Genomic DNA, 16,330 nt, shown 5'->3' with positions numbered 1-16,330 from the left:
TGTGTTGCGCAAATGGGTCATGCAAACCATTGTGGAGGCCCGAGAGCGCGGCGTATGTGTGGCAGCGAACCGACCGGGGCACTTTGCGCGCCTAGTCTGTGGCGATGACCGAACCGCTTCCCAACACCGAACCGCGCGCAGCTGCGCCCGGCGGCGTCCGGTCCGCGGCGGGTGCGCAATGGGGGCAACACGGCAACGCCTGGGTGCTCGGCATCGTCGGGGAATGGCGCGGCCACCGGGCCGCCTTGCCGGATGCACCCACCGCCTTGGTGCAAGGCGAGGTGCGCTTTGACACCACGGCACTGGCTTCGTGGGACGTGGCGCTCGCCTCCACCCTGTGGCAGCGCCTGAGCGGACTGGCCCGCCCGCCGGTGACCATCGACCTGCAAGGCCTGCCCGAAGGCCTGCGCGAGATCCTCTCGATGGCGCTGGCGGAGACACCCGCGGGCGCAGCCGCTGCGCCCGCGCCGGGCCGCATCGCCCGCCTGGGGGCGAGCACCCAGGCCTGGTGGGCCGATGGTCGCCGCTCGCTCACGTTTGTGGGCGAGGTGCTGCTGTCGGTGGGCCGCTGGCTGCGCGGCAACAGCGGCATGCGCTGGCGCGACCTGGCCTGGCAGGTGGAACAGACCGGCCCACGCAGCCTGCCCATTGTGGCGCTGGTGAGTTTTCTGGTCGGCCTGATCGTGGCCTACATGGGGGCGGCACAACTGCAGCGCTTCGGCGCGCAGAACTACATCGCCGATCTGGTGACCGTGGGCGTGGTGCGCGAGGTGGCGGCGCTGCTGGTGGGCATCGTGCTCGCGGGCCGCGTGGGCGCGGCGTTTGCCGCGCAGATCGGCAGCATGCGGGCCAACGAAGAGGTGGACGCCCTCACCACGCTCGGTGTGAACCCGGTGGACTTCCTGGTGCTGCCGCGCGTGCTGGCGCTGCTCATCGTGGGGCCGCTGCTCACGGCGTTCGCCGCGCTGGTGGGCATGGCGGTGGGCTGGCTGGTGGCGGTGGGGCTCTACAACGTGACGCCGCTCGAATACGTGTACGCCAGCGCGCAGGCCCTCACCTTGCCGCACGTGCTGATCGGCCTGCTCAAGGGCACGGTGTACGCGGTGCTGGTGGCGCTCGCCGGTTGCCTGCAGGGCATGTCGGCCGGGCGCAGCGCGCAGGCCGTGGGCGACGCCACCACCGCCGCGGTGGTGCAGGCCATCGTGTGGATGGTGGTCGCGGCCTCGGTGCTCACGGTGGTCTTTCAACAACTGGACTGGTGACGCGATGACGGCTCCCCTGATCCGCGTGCAGGATGTGACGATGGCCTTTGGCGACCACGTCGTGCAGCGCGACCTCACGTTCGACGTGTTGCCCGGCGAGGTGCTGGCCATCGCGGGCGGCAGCGGTTGCGGCAAGAGCACCTTGTTGCGCCACCTCATCGGATTGCAGGCGCCCGCCGCCGGCCAGGTGCTGCACGGCACGCAAAACCTGTACACGGCCGATGCCAACACCCTGGGCGTGCTGCGCCAGGGCTTCGGTGTGGCGTTCCAGGCCGGCGCCCTGTGGAGCAGCATGACGGTGGGCGAAAACGTCATGCTGCCGATGCAGCTGTTCACCGACCGCGATGCGCAGGCCTGCGAGCAGGATGCCCGCTTCAAGCTCGCGCTGGTGGGGCTGGGCGGCAGCTTCGAGGCCGAACCCGCCCAGCTCAGCGGCGGCATGCGCAAGCGCGCGGCGATTGCGCGCGCGCTGGCGCTCGACCCACCGCTGCTGTTTCTCGACGAGCCCTCGGCCGGCCTGGACCCGCTGTCCTCGGCCCACCTGGACGACCTGATCCGCCACCTGCGCGACGACCTGGGCACGGCCGTGGTGATGGTCAGCCACGAGCTGGGCAGCCTCTTCGCGCTGGCCGACCGCGTCCTCTTTCTCGACGCCCAGACCAAGACCATGACCGCCCTCGGCCCCCCCGACGAATTGCTGCACCGCGGCCCGCCCGGCGTGCGGGCCTTCCTGCGCCGCGGCGCCACCGAATCCGAGACCGAAGCCGCATGAAGCGCCAGCTCAGCCCCACCCTCATCGGCACCTTTGTGGTCGTCGGTCTGGCCTTGATCGCCACCGCCGTCATCGCGCTGGCGGGCAACAGCCTCTTCACCCGCAAGGAGAAAGCCGTCATGTTTTTCAGAGGCTCGGTCTATGGCCTGCAAGTGGGCGCACCGGTGGTGTTTCGCGGTGTTCGGGTGGGCAGCGTGGAGTCGATCGCGGTCTTCTACGACCGCAAGACCGACGACTTCTCCATTCCCGTGGTGGTCGGGCTCGAAGGCGACGCGGTGAGCGGGCTCGATGGCCGCCGCACCCAGGGCGTGGGGCTGGCATTGCCCGCGCTGGTGGAGCGCGGCTTAAGCGCCCAGCTCTCGATGCAGAGTCTGCTGACCGGGCAGTTGTATGTCGACTTGGACCTGAGACCCGAGCGCCCGGGCGACCTGCGCGGCACCTACCGCGACATGACCGAGATCCCGACCACCGCCACCGCCATCCAGGCGCTGAAGAACCAGCTCGAAGGCATGGACTTCCGCAAGATCGCGGAAGACCTCTCGGCCATCGCGGCCTCGGCGCGCGCCATGGTGTCCGGCCCCGAACTCAAGCAGGCACTGACCGACCTGGCCGCGATCACCGCCACCGTGAACCGCGTGGCCACCAAGCTGGACCAGCGCATCGACCCGGTGGCCAACGAGCTGCAACGCTCGCTGACCTCCACCCGCAAGGCCATGGACGGCCTGGGCGAAGCCGCGCAGTCGATCAACAAGACCTCGGACCAGGTGGGCGAGCTGCTCGCGCCCAACGCGCCGCTGGTGCAGAACCTGCAGCGCGCCGCGGACGAGGTGGGCCGCAGCGCCGCGTCGTTGCGGGAAGCCACCGCCGACGACTCCAGCCTGCGCCTGGGCGCCGACCGCGCGCTGGACGACCTCTCGCGCGCCGCGCGCGCCCTGCGCGATCTGGCCGAAACACTGGAGCAGCAGCCCGATTCGGTGCTGCGCGGCCGAAGGATGACGCCATGAAGCGCCGCCGGATCCTCACGTGTGCGGGTGCGGTGCCGCTGTGGCTGGCGGGCTGCGCCTCCACCCAGGCGCCCACGCGCTGGTACGAACTCAAAAGCGAGCCACCCGAGGCGGTGCCCGCGCCCCGACCCGGTGACGGCGCGGTGTGGGAGCTCTCGGGCCGCCTGCCCCTGCCCGACGCGCTGGAGCGCGACACGCTGGTGGTGGCCAGCGGCGCGGCTGGCGTGGTGCCGCTGCCGGGCCACCGCTGGGTGGTGCCGCTGCGCGAAAGCATTCCGATGCGGCTCGCGGCCGATCTCGCGCTGTTGCGCGGCGAGGACCTGGTGTGGTTGTCACCCGCGCCGGCGGGCGTGGTGGTGGCACGCCGGCTGCGCGTGGCCATCGACACGCTGGTGGCGGATGAAACACGCCAGACGCTGCGCCTGCGGGCGCGCTGGTGGTTCACCAACGACCCGCCCTCAACGCCCCCCACCACCGGCGCCGCCGAGATCGACACCGCGCTGACCGACCGCTCGCCCGACGCCCTGGCCGCGGGCCACCGGCTGGCGCTCTGGCGCCTGGCCCAGCGCATCACCGGCACACCATGAAGCCGCGCGGGAGACAGCCAGCGTTGTCGGCCGGGTCCGACACGCCCACATTGCCCCCGCCGACGCACACTCGGCCCCGGCACGAGCACACTCGGGTCTGCGCCACCGTGGCGCCCCGGTCATCCCTTCACCCATAGCACCCATGCACAAGACTCGCTCACCCCAAACGCCCGGCCTGCGCCGGCTGTGCGGCCTCGTCCTCTCGGGCCTGCTGCTCGCGGTGGTGGGGTGTTCCAGCCTGCCACCCAAAACCGCCGACCTGCCCGTGGAACAGGCCGGCACGGTCAATGTGAGCGGGGCCGCCGGCCAGGTATCGGCCACGGCCGAGCGCAAGGCGCTGCAGGGCATGGTCAACGAAGGCAAGAAGGATCTGGCGATCCACCACCTGAAGACGCTCACCGCCACCGGCGATGCCGATCTCTACCAGGGCAACCGCACGCGCCTGCTGGTCGACGGGCCCGCCACCTTCGGCGCCATGAAGGCGGCCATTGCACAGGCGCGCGGCCGCGTGCTGCTGCAGAGCTACATCGTGGAGGACGAAGGCGTGGCGGCCGAGGTGGCCGAGCTGCTGCTCGCACGCGCCGCGCAGGGCGTGAAAGTGGCCATGATCTACGACGCGGTCGGCTCCATCACCACGCCCGATGCGTTCTTCAAGCGTTTGGTGGACGGCGGTGTGGCGGTGTGCGCCTTCAACCCGATCAACCCGACCAAACGCCCCGGCTTCTGGGGCCTGACGCACCGCGACCACCGCAAGCTGCTCGTGGTCGACGAGGACGTGGCCTTCACCGGCGGCATCAACATCAGCCGCGTGTACGGCTCCAGCTCGTTCGGCCGCCGCGGCCAACCCACCGGCGAAGGCGCGCTCGACGACGGCTGGCGCGACACGCAGATCGAACTGCGCGGCCCCGTGGTGCCGGTGATCGGCCAGGTGTTCGAGACCACCTGGCGCGAGCAGGGCTGCCAAGGCGAGCTGGGACAACCGGCCCCGCAAAAGGCCGCGGCCGAGCCCGGCACGCGCGTGGTGAAGGTGATCGCCAGCGACCCGCGCGACAAGGACAACCGCATCTACAGCACGCTTCTGGCCGCGGTGGACGCGGCGCAGGTCAACGTGCGCTTCACCATGGCCTACTTCGCCCCCGGCAACGACTTCGTGACCGCCCTGCGCAAGGCGGCCGAGCGCGGCGTGGTGGTGGAGATGGTGCTGCCCGGTCGCAGCGACTCCACGCTGGCGTTCCACGCCGGGCGCTCCTACTACGACGACCTGCTGAGCTCGGGTGTGCGCATCTACCAGATGGAACACGCGCTGATGCACGCCAAGACCGCCGTGATCGACGGCGTGTTCTCCACCGTGGGGTCGAGCAACCTCGACTGGCTGAGCTTTGTGGCCAACAGCGAACTCAACGTGATCGTGCTGGGCGACGATTTCGGCGCCGAGATGAACCGCTTGTTCGAACGCGACCGCGACGCATCCCAAGCGATCACGCTGGAGGCATGGCGCCGGCGCGGCCTGGACGACCGCGCGATGGAAACGCTGAGCCGGCTGATGGAGCGGATGCTCTGAGACCCTCAGGCGGGCATCACTGGATCAGGCCGTTCTTGAGTGCGTAGTACGTGAGATCGCTGTTGCTGGCGAGTTTGAGTTTTTCCAGCACGCGCGAGCGGTAGGTGCTCACGGTCTTCACACTCAGGAACATCTGCTCGGCCATGTGGCCAATGGTTTCGCCCTTCGCCAGGCGCAGGAACACCTGCATCTCCCGTTCGGAGAGCAGTTCGTGCGCTGGTTGCTCCACCGCACCGGCGGCCCCGTCGGCCAGCAACTCGGCCACCGCCGGGCTCACGTAACGGCGACCGCGCGACACGGTGCGGATGGCGTTGACGATGTCCTCGGGCGCGCATTCCTTGTTGAGGTAACCGCTGGCGCCAAAGCGCAGCAGGGTGGTGGCGTACTGCGCCTCGGGGAAACCGCTCAGGATGAGCACCGCGAGATCGGGAAAGCGCGCCTTGATCGCCTGCAGTGCGTCCACGCCGCCGTGCTCGGGCATGGAAATGTCCATCAGCAACACGTCGACCTCGCCCCCGCGCACGAGATCGAGCGCCTCGCGACCGTTGTTGGCTTCACCCGTCACGCGCAGGTCCACATGCTCGGACAGAAACTGCCGCAGGCCGGTGCGCACGATGGCGTGGTCGTCAACGATGCCGATTCTGATCATGGGGGTCTCGCAAGGGTGGTTGCCTTCGGGTGGAGCCGGAAATCTAACAGGCCCGGGCCCCAGGGGCGCGTCGGACAACGCCTACACACGGCCGTGGGGACCAGGGGCGTTGTCCTACAAGGCGACGGCGCGCCGCCCGACACGCTGGCGGTGACCCCCCGCCTACAGTGAAGGCACGGCTTGACGCTGACCTTCAGCACCGGGTCGAGGACGGTGAACCCACCGCTCCAACACTTCGCAACCTCAACAGGAGAAGCACATGAACTGGGACCGAATCGAAGGCAACTGGAAACAACTCAAAGGCCGCGTGACCGAGCAATGGGGTCAGCTGACCGACGACGACTTTGATGTGGTCAACGGCCGGCGCGAACAGCTCGCCGGCAAGATCCAGGAACGCTACGGCGTGGCCAAGGACGAAGCCGAGCGCCAGGTGACCGAATGGGAACGCCGAGCCGGTGATGACTGGTTCGACAAGCTGACCAAACGCCCCACCGACAAGGTTTGAAGCGCACCGACCACCACGCCAGAACCTGAAACCTGAACACCCGCGCCGGCGCCCGCCGGCGCACCGTTCACAACGCTGTTCAAAGGAAAACATCATGACATCCAACCACCGCTACACCGCCCTCTTTGCCGCCGCCGCGGCGACCGTGCTGATCGCCGCCTGCGGCGAAAAGGTCGACAACACCACCGTCGGCCAGCAAGTCGACAACGCCACCGCCACGGTGCAATCCGCCGCCACGGAGATGAAGAACGACGCCCAGGTGGCTGCCAGCGACATGCAGGCCGCCGGCTCCAAAGCCGCCGACAGCGCGACCCAGAGCGCCACCGACATGGCCATCACCACCAAGGTGAACGCAGCGCTGGCCGCTGACGACCAGCTCAGCGCCTTGAAGATCGATGTGGACACCGAAGCCGGCAACGTGGCGCTGACCGGCACCGCACCCGACGAGGCCTCGCGCGAACGCGCGACCACCCTGGCCGCCGCTGTCGATGGCGTGGTGACGGTCGAGAACCGCCTGACCGTGGCCAAGAACAGCTGAGCACGGCGCAACAACACTTGGAGGACCCCATGAAAATCGCTCACGCCGTGTTGGCCATTGCCGCCACCGTCTCTCTCGTTCAACTCACCGGCTGCGCGGTCGCCCGCGACCAGCAGACCGTGGGCTCCTACATCGACGACGCCACCATCACCACCCGGGTGAAGGCGCGCATGGCCGAGGACAAGTCGGTCAGCGCCACCTCGATCAGCGTGGAGACGCTCAAGGGCACGGTGCAGCTGTCGGGCTTCGCCAAGTCCGCCGATGAGCGCGCCACCGCCGAGCGGATCGCCCGGACCACCCCCGGCGTGCAAGCGGTGCGCAACGACATCCTGGTGCGCTGACAACGCCCTGCCCTGCGCGATGTAGGAAGCCGCCTACAGACACAACGGGCTTTTTCAACGACGCTCTGCCGGGCGCCCGACGCAGCGATGCTTCGGCGCCCTGGCCCTGTTTTCACCACCCACCACCATGCCTCCCCTGAACACCTTCATCGTCGAAGACAACACGGTCATCTACGACAACCTGGTCTCCACGCTGCAAGAGCTGACCGAGGTGAAGGTGGTGGGGCATGCGGTGGACGAACCGGGCGCGGTGCGCTGGCTGCGCAACGATGGCGCCGCGCTCGATCTCCTGATCGTCGACATCTTCCTGCGCTCGGGTTCGGGCCTGGGCGTGCTCAAGGCGGCGCAAGAGGCCCACCTGGGCGCGCGCACCGTGGTGCTCACCAACTACGCGACCGACGACATCCGCAAACGCTGCGCCGTGCTGGGGGCTGACCGTGTGTTCGACAAGTCGTGCGAGCTCGATGACCTGATTGCCTATTGCGCCCGGGTGTCCGATGGCTCGTCCACCCAGCCGGGAGAGCTGCGTTAGATTCAGAACCACAAGGCCCGCGGCACGCAGGGCCAGCGGAGCCGGCATGATCAAGTCGTCGATCGAGCGCGTGGCGCGCACGCGGTACGTGATGCCGGTGGTGCTGGCCCTGGCGGTGATCGCCGTGGTGGTCATTGAAGGGGCCTTCCAGCATTCGCGCACCACATTGACTCAAGGCATTGCGCTCACCGATGCGCGCCTGCAGGCCGGGCGCGTGCTGCAGCACCTCACGGACGCCGAAACCGCCGCACGCGCCTTCCTCATCAACGGGCAGGCGGCCGACCGCGATGACCACCGCGCATCCATCGCCGCGTTGGCGCAAGCGCAGAGCGGGGCTTTCCAGCTGATCGCCGACGTGGACCCGCAGCGCACGGTGTCGGTGGAAGCGGTGCGCATGGCCATCCAGGCGCGTGTGACCGCCATGGAGCAATGGATGGACGCCGCCGAGCGCGGCCAGCGCACGCAGGCCCGCCTGATGGCCAGCAGCGATCGCGGCCGCTCCAGCTATGCCAGCCTGCGCACCGAGTTCGACCTGGTGCTCAAGCGGGCCGCCGCCCTGCAGCAGACCGCGCGCGTGTCGCTCTTTGACGCCATCATGATCAACCGGGTGGCGCTGCACCTGCTCGTGCTGATCTCGGTGGTGGGTCTGGTGCTGTTCACGCGCCAGCTGCGTGACAGCGACGAGCAGAAAGCGCGCGAGAGCGAGTACCTCGCATCGCAGGTGGCGCTGCGCACCGCCGAGCTGCGTGAGCTCGCGGGGCACCTGGTCACGACACGGGAAGACGAACGCGGCCGGCTGGCGCGCGAGCTGCACGACGAACTCGGTGGACTCTTCACGGCCATGAAGCTGGAACTGGCGCGCCTGCGCCGCGTGACCGAGCTGCCGACCACCGCGCTGGAGCGCATGGGCGGCATCGAACAGCGCTTGAACGAAGGCATCGCGGTGAAACGCCGCATCATCGAAAACCTGCGCCCGTCGTCGCTCGACCAGCTGGGCCTCGTGTCGGCACTCGAGGGTCTGTGCCAGGACGCCGCCGGCAGCCTGGGCATTGCCGTCCACACGGCGCTGCAGGCGGTGAGTCTGGACAAGGAATGCGAGCTCACCGTGTACCGCCTGGTGCAGGAGTCGCTGACCAACATCAGCAAGTACGCCAGGGCCCGGCAGGTCTGGGTGAGCCTGGAGCCCCGGGGCGACTGGGTGCGGGTGAACGTTCGCGACGACGGCTGCGGCTTCAACGCGGACAACGTGCCCGCCCGCCACCACGGCCTGATCGGCATGCGCGTGCGCGTGGAATCCCACGCCGGGCACCTCAGCATCCACAGCAGCCCGGGGCAGGGCACGCACATCGCGGCCGAGCTGCCCTGCAAGGCGCAGACCGGGGCGCCCATGGAAATGGGTTCGAGCGGGTCGGCACAACAAGGCTAAGCTCGCAGCCTCCCCGGATACCGCCACCGCCACCGACATGTCCTCACCGATCGCCGTCATCGACTTTGAAACCACCGGCATCTCGCCATCGATGGGCGACCGTGCGACCGAGGTGGCCATCGTGATCACCGAAGGGGGTCGCGTGGTGGACCGGTTCCAGAGCCTCATGAACGCCGGTGTGCACATTCCGTCGTTCATCACGCAACTCACGGGCATCACCAACGACATGGTGGCCCATGCCCCCGCCGCCGAGGTGGTGATGCGCGACGCAGCGCGCTTCGTCGGGTCGGTGCCCATGGTGGCGCACAACGCGTCTTTCGACCGTCGCTACTGGCAGGCCGAGCTGGCACTCGCCGGCGAGCCCGCGCCACACGCTTTCGCCTGCACCGTCCTGCTCTCGCGCCGGCTGTACCCGCAGGCACCCAGCCACAAGCTGGGCTCGCTGGTGGATTTTTTCCGCCTGCCACGCACCGGGCAGGCCCACCGCGCCATGGCCGACGCCAACATGGCGGCGGAGCTGCTGGCGCGCATCCAGCACGACCTGCAAGTGCAGCACGGTGTGGTCCGGCCCGACCACGGTTTCCTGATGGGGCTGCAGCGTTGCGCGCGCAACCAGTTGCCGCGTTTCTTCAGCGCGCAGCGAACGCCCGGGGCGCTCAGTTCACCCGCAGCTTGAACTGCACGATCACCGCGCCATCCACGTTCTTGATGGACGGGATCAGCCCGACGTTCAGGCCGAAGCGCTCGCCCTCGTAGGTCGCCATCGGCAGGGCCGCAAAGAAATGACCGCCCCGGTTCATGGCCGGGTAGCCGTTCATCAGGCCCACCGCCGCACCCAGCTTGAACGGGCCCACCATCCAGGGCTGCCAGTTCACCGCCGCATAGGCCGTGTTCTTGCGCACGCTGTTGTAGTAGCTGCCCGCCATGTACGACAACTCCGGGCTGGTCCGGTATTCGATGCCGATGCCCAGGTTGTTTTCGTTGTAGCCGGCGTCGCGGTGGAAGTGGCGCGAGAAACCACCGACATTGAGCCAGAGCTGTGAGGTGGACACCGGCGTGAGGTTCAAGGTGGTGGCCGACGATTCCGCCCAGGCTGCGGGTGAACCGAACGCCAGGGTCAGCCACAGGGTGGCGGTGGTGAAGAGGGTTTTCATGAGGGGCCTTTCAAACGCGTTGCACCAACGGCAACGTGGTTCCTGTGTTTCGGTCTCGCGCCGGCCCTTCTTGAATCGGTCAAGCCCCAAAATAGGCACCCATCACCCCGCAATCGCAGCCTTTGCCGCTCCTCCCCTTTGGCGGCCCGCCCATCTCCATGAAAACCCACGCCACGCGCCCATCCACCCTCGACACCACCCGCATCGACGACCTGCGCATCGGGGCGGTTCGCCCGCTCATCACGCCCGCCTTGCTGCAGGAATGGCAACCCGCCAACACCGACGCCCAGGCCCTGGTGCAGCACAGCCGTGAAGCCATCTCCCGCGTGCTGCACGCGCAGGACGACCGCCTGGTGGTGGTGGTGGGACCGTGCTCCATCCACGACCACACGCAGGCCATCGACTACGCGCGCCGGCTGAAGGAACAGGCCGACGCCTTGCAGGACGACCTGCTGGTGGTGATGCGCGTGTACTTCGAGAAGCCGCGCACCACCGTGGGCTGGAAGGGCTACATCAACGACCCGCACCTCGATGGCAGCTTCGCGATCAACGAAGGGCTGGAGATGGCGCGCACTTTGTTGCTCGAGATCCTGGCGCTGGGCCTGCCGGTGGGCACCGAGTTCCTGGATTTGCTGAGCCCGCAGTTCATCAGCGACCTGGTGAGCTGGGGCGCCATCGGTGCCCGCACCACCGAGAGCCAGAGCCACCGCCAGCTCGCCAGCGGGCTGAGCTGCCCGGTGGGTTTCAAGAACGGCACCGACGGCGGTGTGAAGGTGGCGTCCGACGCGATCCAGGCCGCCCAGGCCTCACACGCGTTCATGGGCATGACCAAGATGGGACAGGCCGCGATCTTCGAGACGCGCGGCAACGACGACTGCCACGTGATCCTGCGCGGCGGCGCACAGCCCAACTACAGCGCGTCCGACGTGAACGCGGCCTGCGCGCTGCTGCACAAGGCGGGCCTGCGCGAGCAGGTGATGGTGGACGTGTCGCACGCCAACAGCAGCAAGCAGCACCAGCGGCAGATCGAGGTGGCGGCCGACGTGGCGGCGCAGGTGGCGGCGGGCGACCAACGCATCGTGGGCGTGATGATCGAAAGCCATCTGCAGGAGGGACGGCAGGACATCGTGCCGGGGCAGCCCTTGCGCCCGGGTGTGAGCGTCACCGACGCCTGCATCGGGTTCGAGCAGACGGTGCCGGTGCTGCAGGGCCTGGCGGCGGCCGTGCGGGCGCGCCGGGTGCGTGGCAGCGCCACCGCCTGAGGCGGCGCACAAAGCAAGACAGCGCCGGCCCGGGCGCTGTCATCACCAACTCAGGAAAAGATCAGCGCGGCTTGCGCGGCACCATCGGGCCGCGGCCTTCGATGTGGCGGAAGTTGATCCGGCCCTTGGTCAGGTCGTAAGGCGAGAGTTCAAGCGAGACGCGGTCACCCGCGAGGATGCGGATGTGGTTTTTCTTCATCTTGCCGGCGGAATACGCGATCAGCTGGTGACCGTTGTCCAGCGTCACACGAAAGCGCGTGTCGGGCAGCACCTCGTTGACGATGCCCATCATGTCGATCAGTTCTTCTTTGGCCATGGTGTTTCCTTTGCTTGAAGTGTACGGTTCAGTTCGGGCGGGCCGCCAGACGGGTGGTGTCGTGCACCCAGTCGATGCCCTGCGCCAGGCCGTAGTCGGCCGCGGCGGCGTGGGTGGGGAAGGCGCTGTCAAAGCGCATGACGCGGGCGGTGGACGCGCTGCCCACGCCGCTGGCGATCGACACCTGGGCGGCAAACTGACCGCAAGGCAGGGGACGCGGCAAGGCCGCGATGCGGTACTTACCCAAGGTGAGCGGGGAGGGAGTCGTGGTCGGAATCGTGGAAATCGTGTGAATCATCAAAAACATCGTGGGGCCAGGGCGCGCGGCGTTCGCCACTGCGTCGGAAAGACCCGAATCAAAAATCAAAAACCATTGGCAGCCCCTGCGCCGGGGTGTCTCACCGCCTGATCCGGACACGGGTCGATGCAAGAAGCCATCAACCGGGACCGGCGCACGAACCACGGCAGGGGTTCAGGCAAAGCAGGGAGGGAAAGGCCACGGTGCTGTGAGAGAGCGGGGTGGCGCACCTTGTAGGGGCTGGACCAGCAACCCCTCTGCCGGGGGCGGTGCGTTTGGACTTGGGGGTCTGGGCGCGGCTGGTCGCTCAAGGCGACTGCGCATGATAACACGTGGTGGTGATTTGCGCCGAGCCACTCAGGAGGGGTCGACGGCGTCGCGCCCTTTGCTGCTGCGCCAGATCGCACGCACCAGCCACAGCCCGCCCAACACCGCACCCGTGAAGCCCAGAAAGCCGAACAGCGGCAGGCCCATGAGGGTCGGGCCGCCTTGCACGGTCATGACGATGGACGAGCCGATGATGAGCGCCGCGATCACCAGGGCCATGGCCAGGCGGTTGGCGGCGCGATCGATCTGGTCGCCCACGCGTTTGAGGTGGGCCAGTTCGATACCGACCTGCACCCGACCGCGGCGCGCGTTGCGCAGCAGGCGCGAGAGATCGTGTGGCAACTGTTCGGCCACGCTCAGCGTGCGGCGCAAGGTCTGCCACGCCCTTGCACCCATGGCCCTGGGCCGGTAACGCGCCCGCACCACCTCGCGCAACAGAGGCAAGGCCTCGGTGGCCATGTGAAATCCGGGGTCCAGACCGCGGCCCATGCCTTCGAGTGTGATGAAAGCCTTGATCAGCAACGCCAGATCGGGTGGCAAGGCCAGGTGATGCTCGCGCAGGATGGCGGTCACGTCGGCCAGCATCTGGCCCAGGCTGAGCTGGGCCAGTGGCACGCCCTGGTATTGGTCCACAAAGGCTTCGATCTCGGTCTCGAGCATCGACAGGTTGATGCCGTGTTCATCACCGGTCCAGTCGATCAGCACCTCGGCCACGCCCTGGGGGTTGTGTTCCACCAAACCCAGCAGCAACTGGAGCAGTTCTTCGCGGCGGCGCTGCGACAGGCGCCCGACCATGCCGAAATCGATAAAAGCGATGCGGTTCTCGCTCAGGTAGAAGACGTTGCCGGGGTGAGGATCGGCGTGGAACAGGCCGTCCTGCACGATCATCTTGAGCACCGCCTGTGCGCCACGCCGCGCGAGCAGCGGGCGATCGAAGCCCTCGCTGTCCAGCCGGTCGAGTGCGTGCCCCGGCACGCCGGCCACGAAGTCCTGGACATTGACCCGGGCGGTGGTGTGGGCCCAGTGCACGCGCGGCACCACGATCCAGGGCAAGCCCACCAGGTTGGCGCCGATGCGCTCGGCGCTGCGGCATTCGCTGGCGAGGTCAAGCTCCCGTTTCAGCGAGCGCGCCAGCTCCCGCACCAGTTGTTGGGGCCGGTAGGGCTTGAGGGCGGGCAATTGGTCTTCGGCCAGGACCGCCAGGCGGCCCAGCAGGCGCAGATCGGCGTCGATGGTCTCGGTGATGCCGGGCCGGCGGATCTTGACGACCACCTCGGTGCCATCGTGCAGTTGGGCGCGGTGCACCTGCGCAATCGAAGCAGCGGCCAGGGGCTCGGTGTCGAAGCGGGCGAACACGGCTTCGGGCTCACCGCCGAGGTCTTCGCGCAACTGGGGGCGCAACAGGTCCAGCGGAACGGCGGGCACCTGGCTGTGCAGTTTTTCGAACTCGGCGATCCAGTCGGGACCAAAAAGATCGGCCCGCCCCGCCAGGATCTGACCCAGTTTCACGAACGCAGGGCCCAGCTCTTCGAGGGCCAGGCGCACCTGCACCGGCGGTTCAAGGCGGGCGAGATCGGCTGCGTGGTCCCACTTGAGGGCGTGCCCGGCGCGCTCCAGCGAATCGGCCAGTCCAAGGCGGCGAACGCTGTCGCCGAATCCATGGCGGATCAAAACACCCAGGATGGTGTTGAGTCGGCCCATGTCGCGGGCGGCGCCCAGCGTTTCGATCAGCATGAAGGGATGATAGGACCCCCCGCCGCGCTGCGCGCGTCCCCCCTTGCAAGGGGAGCGACACCAGAGGCCCGGCAAAGCCGGTTCCTCGGTATCTCTGGACAGGCGTTGCTGCGTGCGATGCGGTTCACGCGCCGGCGCAGACCAAGCTATTTCCTGTCGGGCAGTTCGATCTTGACTTCAAGCACGTCCAGGTTGTCCTGGCGCTCGAGCTGGACCTTGATGTCGTCCGGGTTGATCTTGATGTATTTGCTGATCACAGCGACCAGCTCACGCTGCAGCGCGGGCAAATAGTCGGGCTCCGACGCACTGCGACCATTGCGCTCGTGGGCCAGGATGATCTGCAGCCGCTCCTTGGCGACGCTGGCGGTTTTTTTCTTCTCGCCGAGCAGAAAGGAAAAGATCGACATGCGTCATTTCCCCCCGAACAGGCGTTTGAAGAAGCCGGCTTTCTGCGCATCGATGAAACGCAGCGGCTTGTCCGCACCGAGAAAACGGTCGATCACGTCGCTGTAGGCCTCGGCCACGTCGGTGCCCTTGAGGTGGATGGCCGGCGTGCCCTGGTTGGACGCGGTCAGCACGTTTTCACTCTCAGGGATGACGCCGATCAGCTTGATGCGCAGGATGTCCTGGATGTCTTCGAGCGAGAGCATCTGGCCGTCGGCCACGCGCGTGGGGTTGTAGCGAGTGATCAGCAGGTGTTCCTTGATGGGTTCCTTGCCTTCAATGGCGCGCTGCGTCTTGCTGCCCAGCATGCCCAGGATGCGGTCGGAGTCGCGCACGCTGGAGACCTCGGGGTTGGTCACGATCAGCGCTTCATCGGCGTAGTGCATGGCCATGAGCGCGCCGGTCTCGATGCCGGCGGGCGAGTCGCACACGATGTACTCGAAGCCCATGGCGGACAGGTCGGTCAGCACCTTGTGCACGCCTTCCTGGCTCAGTGCGTCCTTGTCGCGCGTCTGGCTGGCGGCCAGCACGAACAGGTTGTCGCACTGCTTGTCCTTGATCAGCGCCTGGTTCAGGTTGGCTTCGCCCTGGATCACGTTGATCAGGTCGTACACCACGCGGCGCTCGCAACCCATGATCAAGTCGAGGTTGCGCAGGCCGACGTCGAAATCGATCACCGCGGTTTTGTGACCGCGCAAGGCGAGGCCCGATGCAAAGCTGGCGCTGGTGGTGGTCTTGCCCACACCGCCCTTGCCGGAGGTGACGACAACGATCTTGGTCATGGTGAAGGTCCTTCTGTTCGAAAAATTGGGGGTTGGATCAGGCGCCGATGGCCTCGATCAGGAGTTTGTCTCCGTCGGGACCGGGCACCAGCCGCACCTGCGCGGTCTTGCCCTGGATCGACTCGGGCAATGCCACTTCGCTGGTGCGGTAAATGCCGGCGATCGAAATCAGCTCGGGCGCCATGCCCAGCGCAAAGATGCGGGCATCGGCGTTGCCACGCGCGCCGGCAATGGCTTTGCCACGCAAGGGGGCGTACACGTGGATGTGGCCATCAGCAATGACTTCGGCACCCGGGTTGACCATGGCCATGACGACCAGATCGCGTCCGCGGGCATACACCTGCTGGCCCGAGCGCAAGGGTTTGTCGATCACCAGCGCACCGGGTGTGGGTGCGGGCGTTGCCACCGGTTCCTGCGGCGTCGAGATCTCGGTGGGCTGCACAGCCGGGGCCGCTCGCTGCACCGACGCATCCGGCGCGTTCGTGAGACCGGCAGCCAGCGCCAGGCGGGTTTGTTCAATGGTGCCGCCGCGCACAGCCAAGGGCATCAAGCGGTATTGGCGCAACAAGGTCTGCAGGGCGCTGAAATCGGGCAGGGCGTTGGCCTCGGCCACGTTCAGCGGGTGCAGGTCGATCACCAGTGGATCGTTATCGAAGAAGTCGGGCATGTCCCCGAAGCGCTGGGTCAGCTCCTGCGCCAGGCGGTCCAGATCGGAGGACTTGAGCATGAGCGCCACCAGGGGCAGGTGAGCGCTCTTGATTTCGAAGGTGGTGGGCGCGTTTCCTGCGAGGGCAACAGACATGGGCGAAACAGGCTCACAAAAAAAGCAGCCGACA

General features: G+C 67.6%; 20 protein-coding genes. 12 read left to right on the top strand and 8 right to left on the bottom strand.

What is annotated here, in order from left to right:
- The first annotated feature begins 104 nt into the window (after positions 1-104).
- The 5 genes from Q1W68_RS08760 to Q1W68_RS08740 all read left to right on the top strand — a co-directional run bounded on the left by Q1W68_RS08760 (position 105) and on the right by Q1W68_RS08740 (position 5,186).
- Entirely contained in the window at positions 105-1,262 is a 1,158-nt protein-coding gene (locus tag Q1W68_RS08760; RefSeq protein WP_300651809.1) for an ABC transporter permease, read from the top strand.
- 4 nt (positions 1,263-1,266) lie between these two features.
- Positions 1,267-2,034 (top strand): ATP-binding cassette domain-containing protein, encoded by a 768-nt coding sequence (locus tag Q1W68_RS08755; RefSeq protein ID WP_300651807.1) that lies wholly within the window; start codon positions 1,267-1,269, stop codon positions 2,032-2,034.
- The gene (locus tag Q1W68_RS08750; RefSeq protein WP_300651804.1) at positions 2,031-3,038 is read left to right on the top strand and encodes an MlaD family protein; all 1,008 of its coding nucleotides are present in this window, start codon (positions 2,031-2,033) and stop codon (positions 3,036-3,038) included. Before Q1W68_RS08755 ends, Q1W68_RS08750 begins: the two co-directional genes overlap by 4 nt.
- Positions 3,035-3,625 (top strand): ABC-type transport auxiliary lipoprotein family protein, encoded by a 591-nt coding sequence (locus tag Q1W68_RS08745; RefSeq protein ID WP_300651802.1) that lies wholly within the window; start codon positions 3,035-3,037, stop codon positions 3,623-3,625. The genes Q1W68_RS08750 and Q1W68_RS08745 overlap by 4 nt, the downstream gene beginning before the upstream one ends.
- 142 nt (positions 3,626-3,767) lie before the next feature.
- Positions 3,768-5,186, top strand: coding sequence for a phospholipase D-like domain-containing protein (locus tag Q1W68_RS08740; protein ID WP_300661611.1), 1,419 nt, complete (start codon positions 3,768-3,770; stop codon positions 5,184-5,186).
- Between the two features lie 16 nt (positions 5,187-5,202).
- Here Q1W68_RS08740 and Q1W68_RS08735 read toward each other — a convergent pair whose 3' ends face one another.
- Entirely contained in the window at positions 5,203-5,835 is a 633-nt protein-coding gene (locus Q1W68_RS08735) for a response regulator transcription factor (RefSeq protein WP_300661609.1), read from the bottom strand.
- A 259-nt stretch (positions 5,836-6,094) separates the two neighbouring features.
- On the opposite strand from Q1W68_RS08735, the gene Q1W68_RS08730 reads away from it, so the two are divergent.
- The 6 genes from Q1W68_RS08730 (at position 6,095) to Q1W68_RS08705 (ending at position 9,853) form a co-directional block, all read left to right on the top strand.
- The gene (locus tag Q1W68_RS08730; RefSeq protein ID WP_300650418.1) at positions 6,095-6,340 is read left to right on the top strand and encodes a CsbD family protein; all 246 of its coding nucleotides are present in this window, start codon (positions 6,095-6,097) and stop codon (positions 6,338-6,340) included.
- Between the two features lie 94 nt (positions 6,341-6,434).
- Positions 6,435-6,878, top strand: coding sequence for a BON domain-containing protein (locus tag Q1W68_RS08725; RefSeq protein ID WP_300650416.1), 444 nt, complete (start codon positions 6,435-6,437; stop codon positions 6,876-6,878).
- 29 nt (positions 6,879-6,907) lie between these two features.
- The gene (locus tag Q1W68_RS08720; protein WP_300650413.1) at positions 6,908-7,219 is read left to right on the top strand and encodes a BON domain-containing protein; all 312 of its coding nucleotides are present in this window, start codon (positions 6,908-6,910) and stop codon (positions 7,217-7,219) included.
- Between the two features lie 127 nt (positions 7,220-7,346).
- Entirely contained in the window at positions 7,347-7,751 is a 405-nt protein-coding gene (locus tag Q1W68_RS08715) for a response regulator (RefSeq protein WP_300650411.1), read from the top strand.
- Positions 7,752-7,797: 46 nt separating this feature from the next.
- Complete coding sequence (locus Q1W68_RS08710; RefSeq protein WP_300650408.1) at positions 7,798-9,177, top strand: ATP-binding protein; 1,380 nt, start codon at positions 7,798-7,800, stop codon at positions 9,175-9,177.
- 37 nt (positions 9,178-9,214) lie between these two features.
- Positions 9,215-9,853: a 3'-5' exonuclease gene (locus Q1W68_RS08705; RefSeq protein WP_300650406.1), complete on the top strand. Its 639-nt coding sequence runs from the start codon at positions 9,215-9,217 to the stop codon at positions 9,851-9,853.
- Here Q1W68_RS08705 and Q1W68_RS08700 read toward each other — a convergent pair.
- Positions 9,834-10,331 carry a hypothetical protein gene (locus Q1W68_RS08700; protein ID WP_300650404.1) on the bottom strand — a complete coding sequence of 166 codons (498 nt, stop codon included), beginning with the start codon at positions 10,329-10,331 and terminating at the stop codon, positions 9,834-9,836. The two genes, Q1W68_RS08705 and Q1W68_RS08700, sit on opposite strands and share 20 nt — an antisense overlap.
- 158 nt (positions 10,332-10,489) lie before the next feature.
- On the opposite strand from Q1W68_RS08700, the gene Q1W68_RS08695 reads away from it, so the two are divergent.
- Positions 10,490-11,593: a 3-deoxy-7-phosphoheptulonate synthase gene (locus Q1W68_RS08695; RefSeq protein ID WP_300650401.1), complete on the top strand. Its 1,104-nt coding sequence runs from the start codon at positions 10,490-10,492 to the stop codon at positions 11,591-11,593.
- A gap of 61 nt (positions 11,594-11,654) precedes the next feature.
- On the opposite strand, the gene infA is transcribed toward Q1W68_RS08695, so the two are convergent.
- The 6 genes from infA to minC form a co-directional block, all read right to left on the bottom strand.
- The gene (infA, locus tag Q1W68_RS08690) at positions 11,655-11,909 is read right to left on the bottom strand and encodes a translation initiation factor IF-1 (RefSeq protein WP_056265133.1); all 255 of its coding nucleotides are present in this window, start codon (positions 11,907-11,909) and stop codon (positions 11,655-11,657) included.
- A gap of 28 nt (positions 11,910-11,937) precedes the next feature.
- Complete coding sequence (locus Q1W68_RS08685) at positions 11,938-12,207, bottom strand: hypothetical protein (RefSeq protein ID WP_300650399.1); 270 nt, start codon at positions 12,205-12,207, stop codon at positions 11,938-11,940.
- A gap of 357 nt (positions 12,208-12,564) precedes the next feature.
- Positions 12,565-14,268, bottom strand: coding sequence for an AarF/UbiB family protein (locus Q1W68_RS08680; RefSeq protein ID WP_300716206.1), 1,704 nt, complete (start codon positions 14,266-14,268; stop codon positions 12,565-12,567).
- A gap of 146 nt (positions 14,269-14,414) precedes the next feature.
- Positions 14,415-14,675 carry a cell division topological specificity factor MinE gene (minE, locus tag Q1W68_RS08675; protein WP_300661605.1) on the bottom strand — a complete coding sequence of 87 codons (261 nt, stop codon included), beginning with the start codon at positions 14,673-14,675 and terminating at the stop codon, positions 14,415-14,417.
- A 3-nt stretch (positions 14,676-14,678) separates the two neighbouring features.
- Positions 14,679-15,494 carry a septum site-determining protein MinD gene (minD, locus tag Q1W68_RS08670; RefSeq protein WP_300661602.1) on the bottom strand — a complete coding sequence of 272 codons (816 nt, stop codon included), beginning with the start codon at positions 15,492-15,494 and terminating at the stop codon, positions 14,679-14,681.
- A 37-nt stretch (positions 15,495-15,531) separates the two neighbouring features.
- Complete coding sequence (gene minC, locus Q1W68_RS08665) at positions 15,532-16,296, bottom strand: septum site-determining protein MinC (RefSeq protein WP_300661599.1); 765 nt, start codon at positions 16,294-16,296, stop codon at positions 15,532-15,534.
- Between the last annotated feature and the right edge of the window lie 34 nt (positions 16,297-16,330).

The sequence above is a fragment of the Hydrogenophaga sp. genome (genome assembly GCF_030158645.1).
Taxonomy (GTDB): Bacteria; Pseudomonadota; Gammaproteobacteria; order Burkholderiales; family Burkholderiaceae_C; genus Hydrogenophaga.
This window is presented reverse-complemented; position numbering and strand designations above follow the sequence as displayed.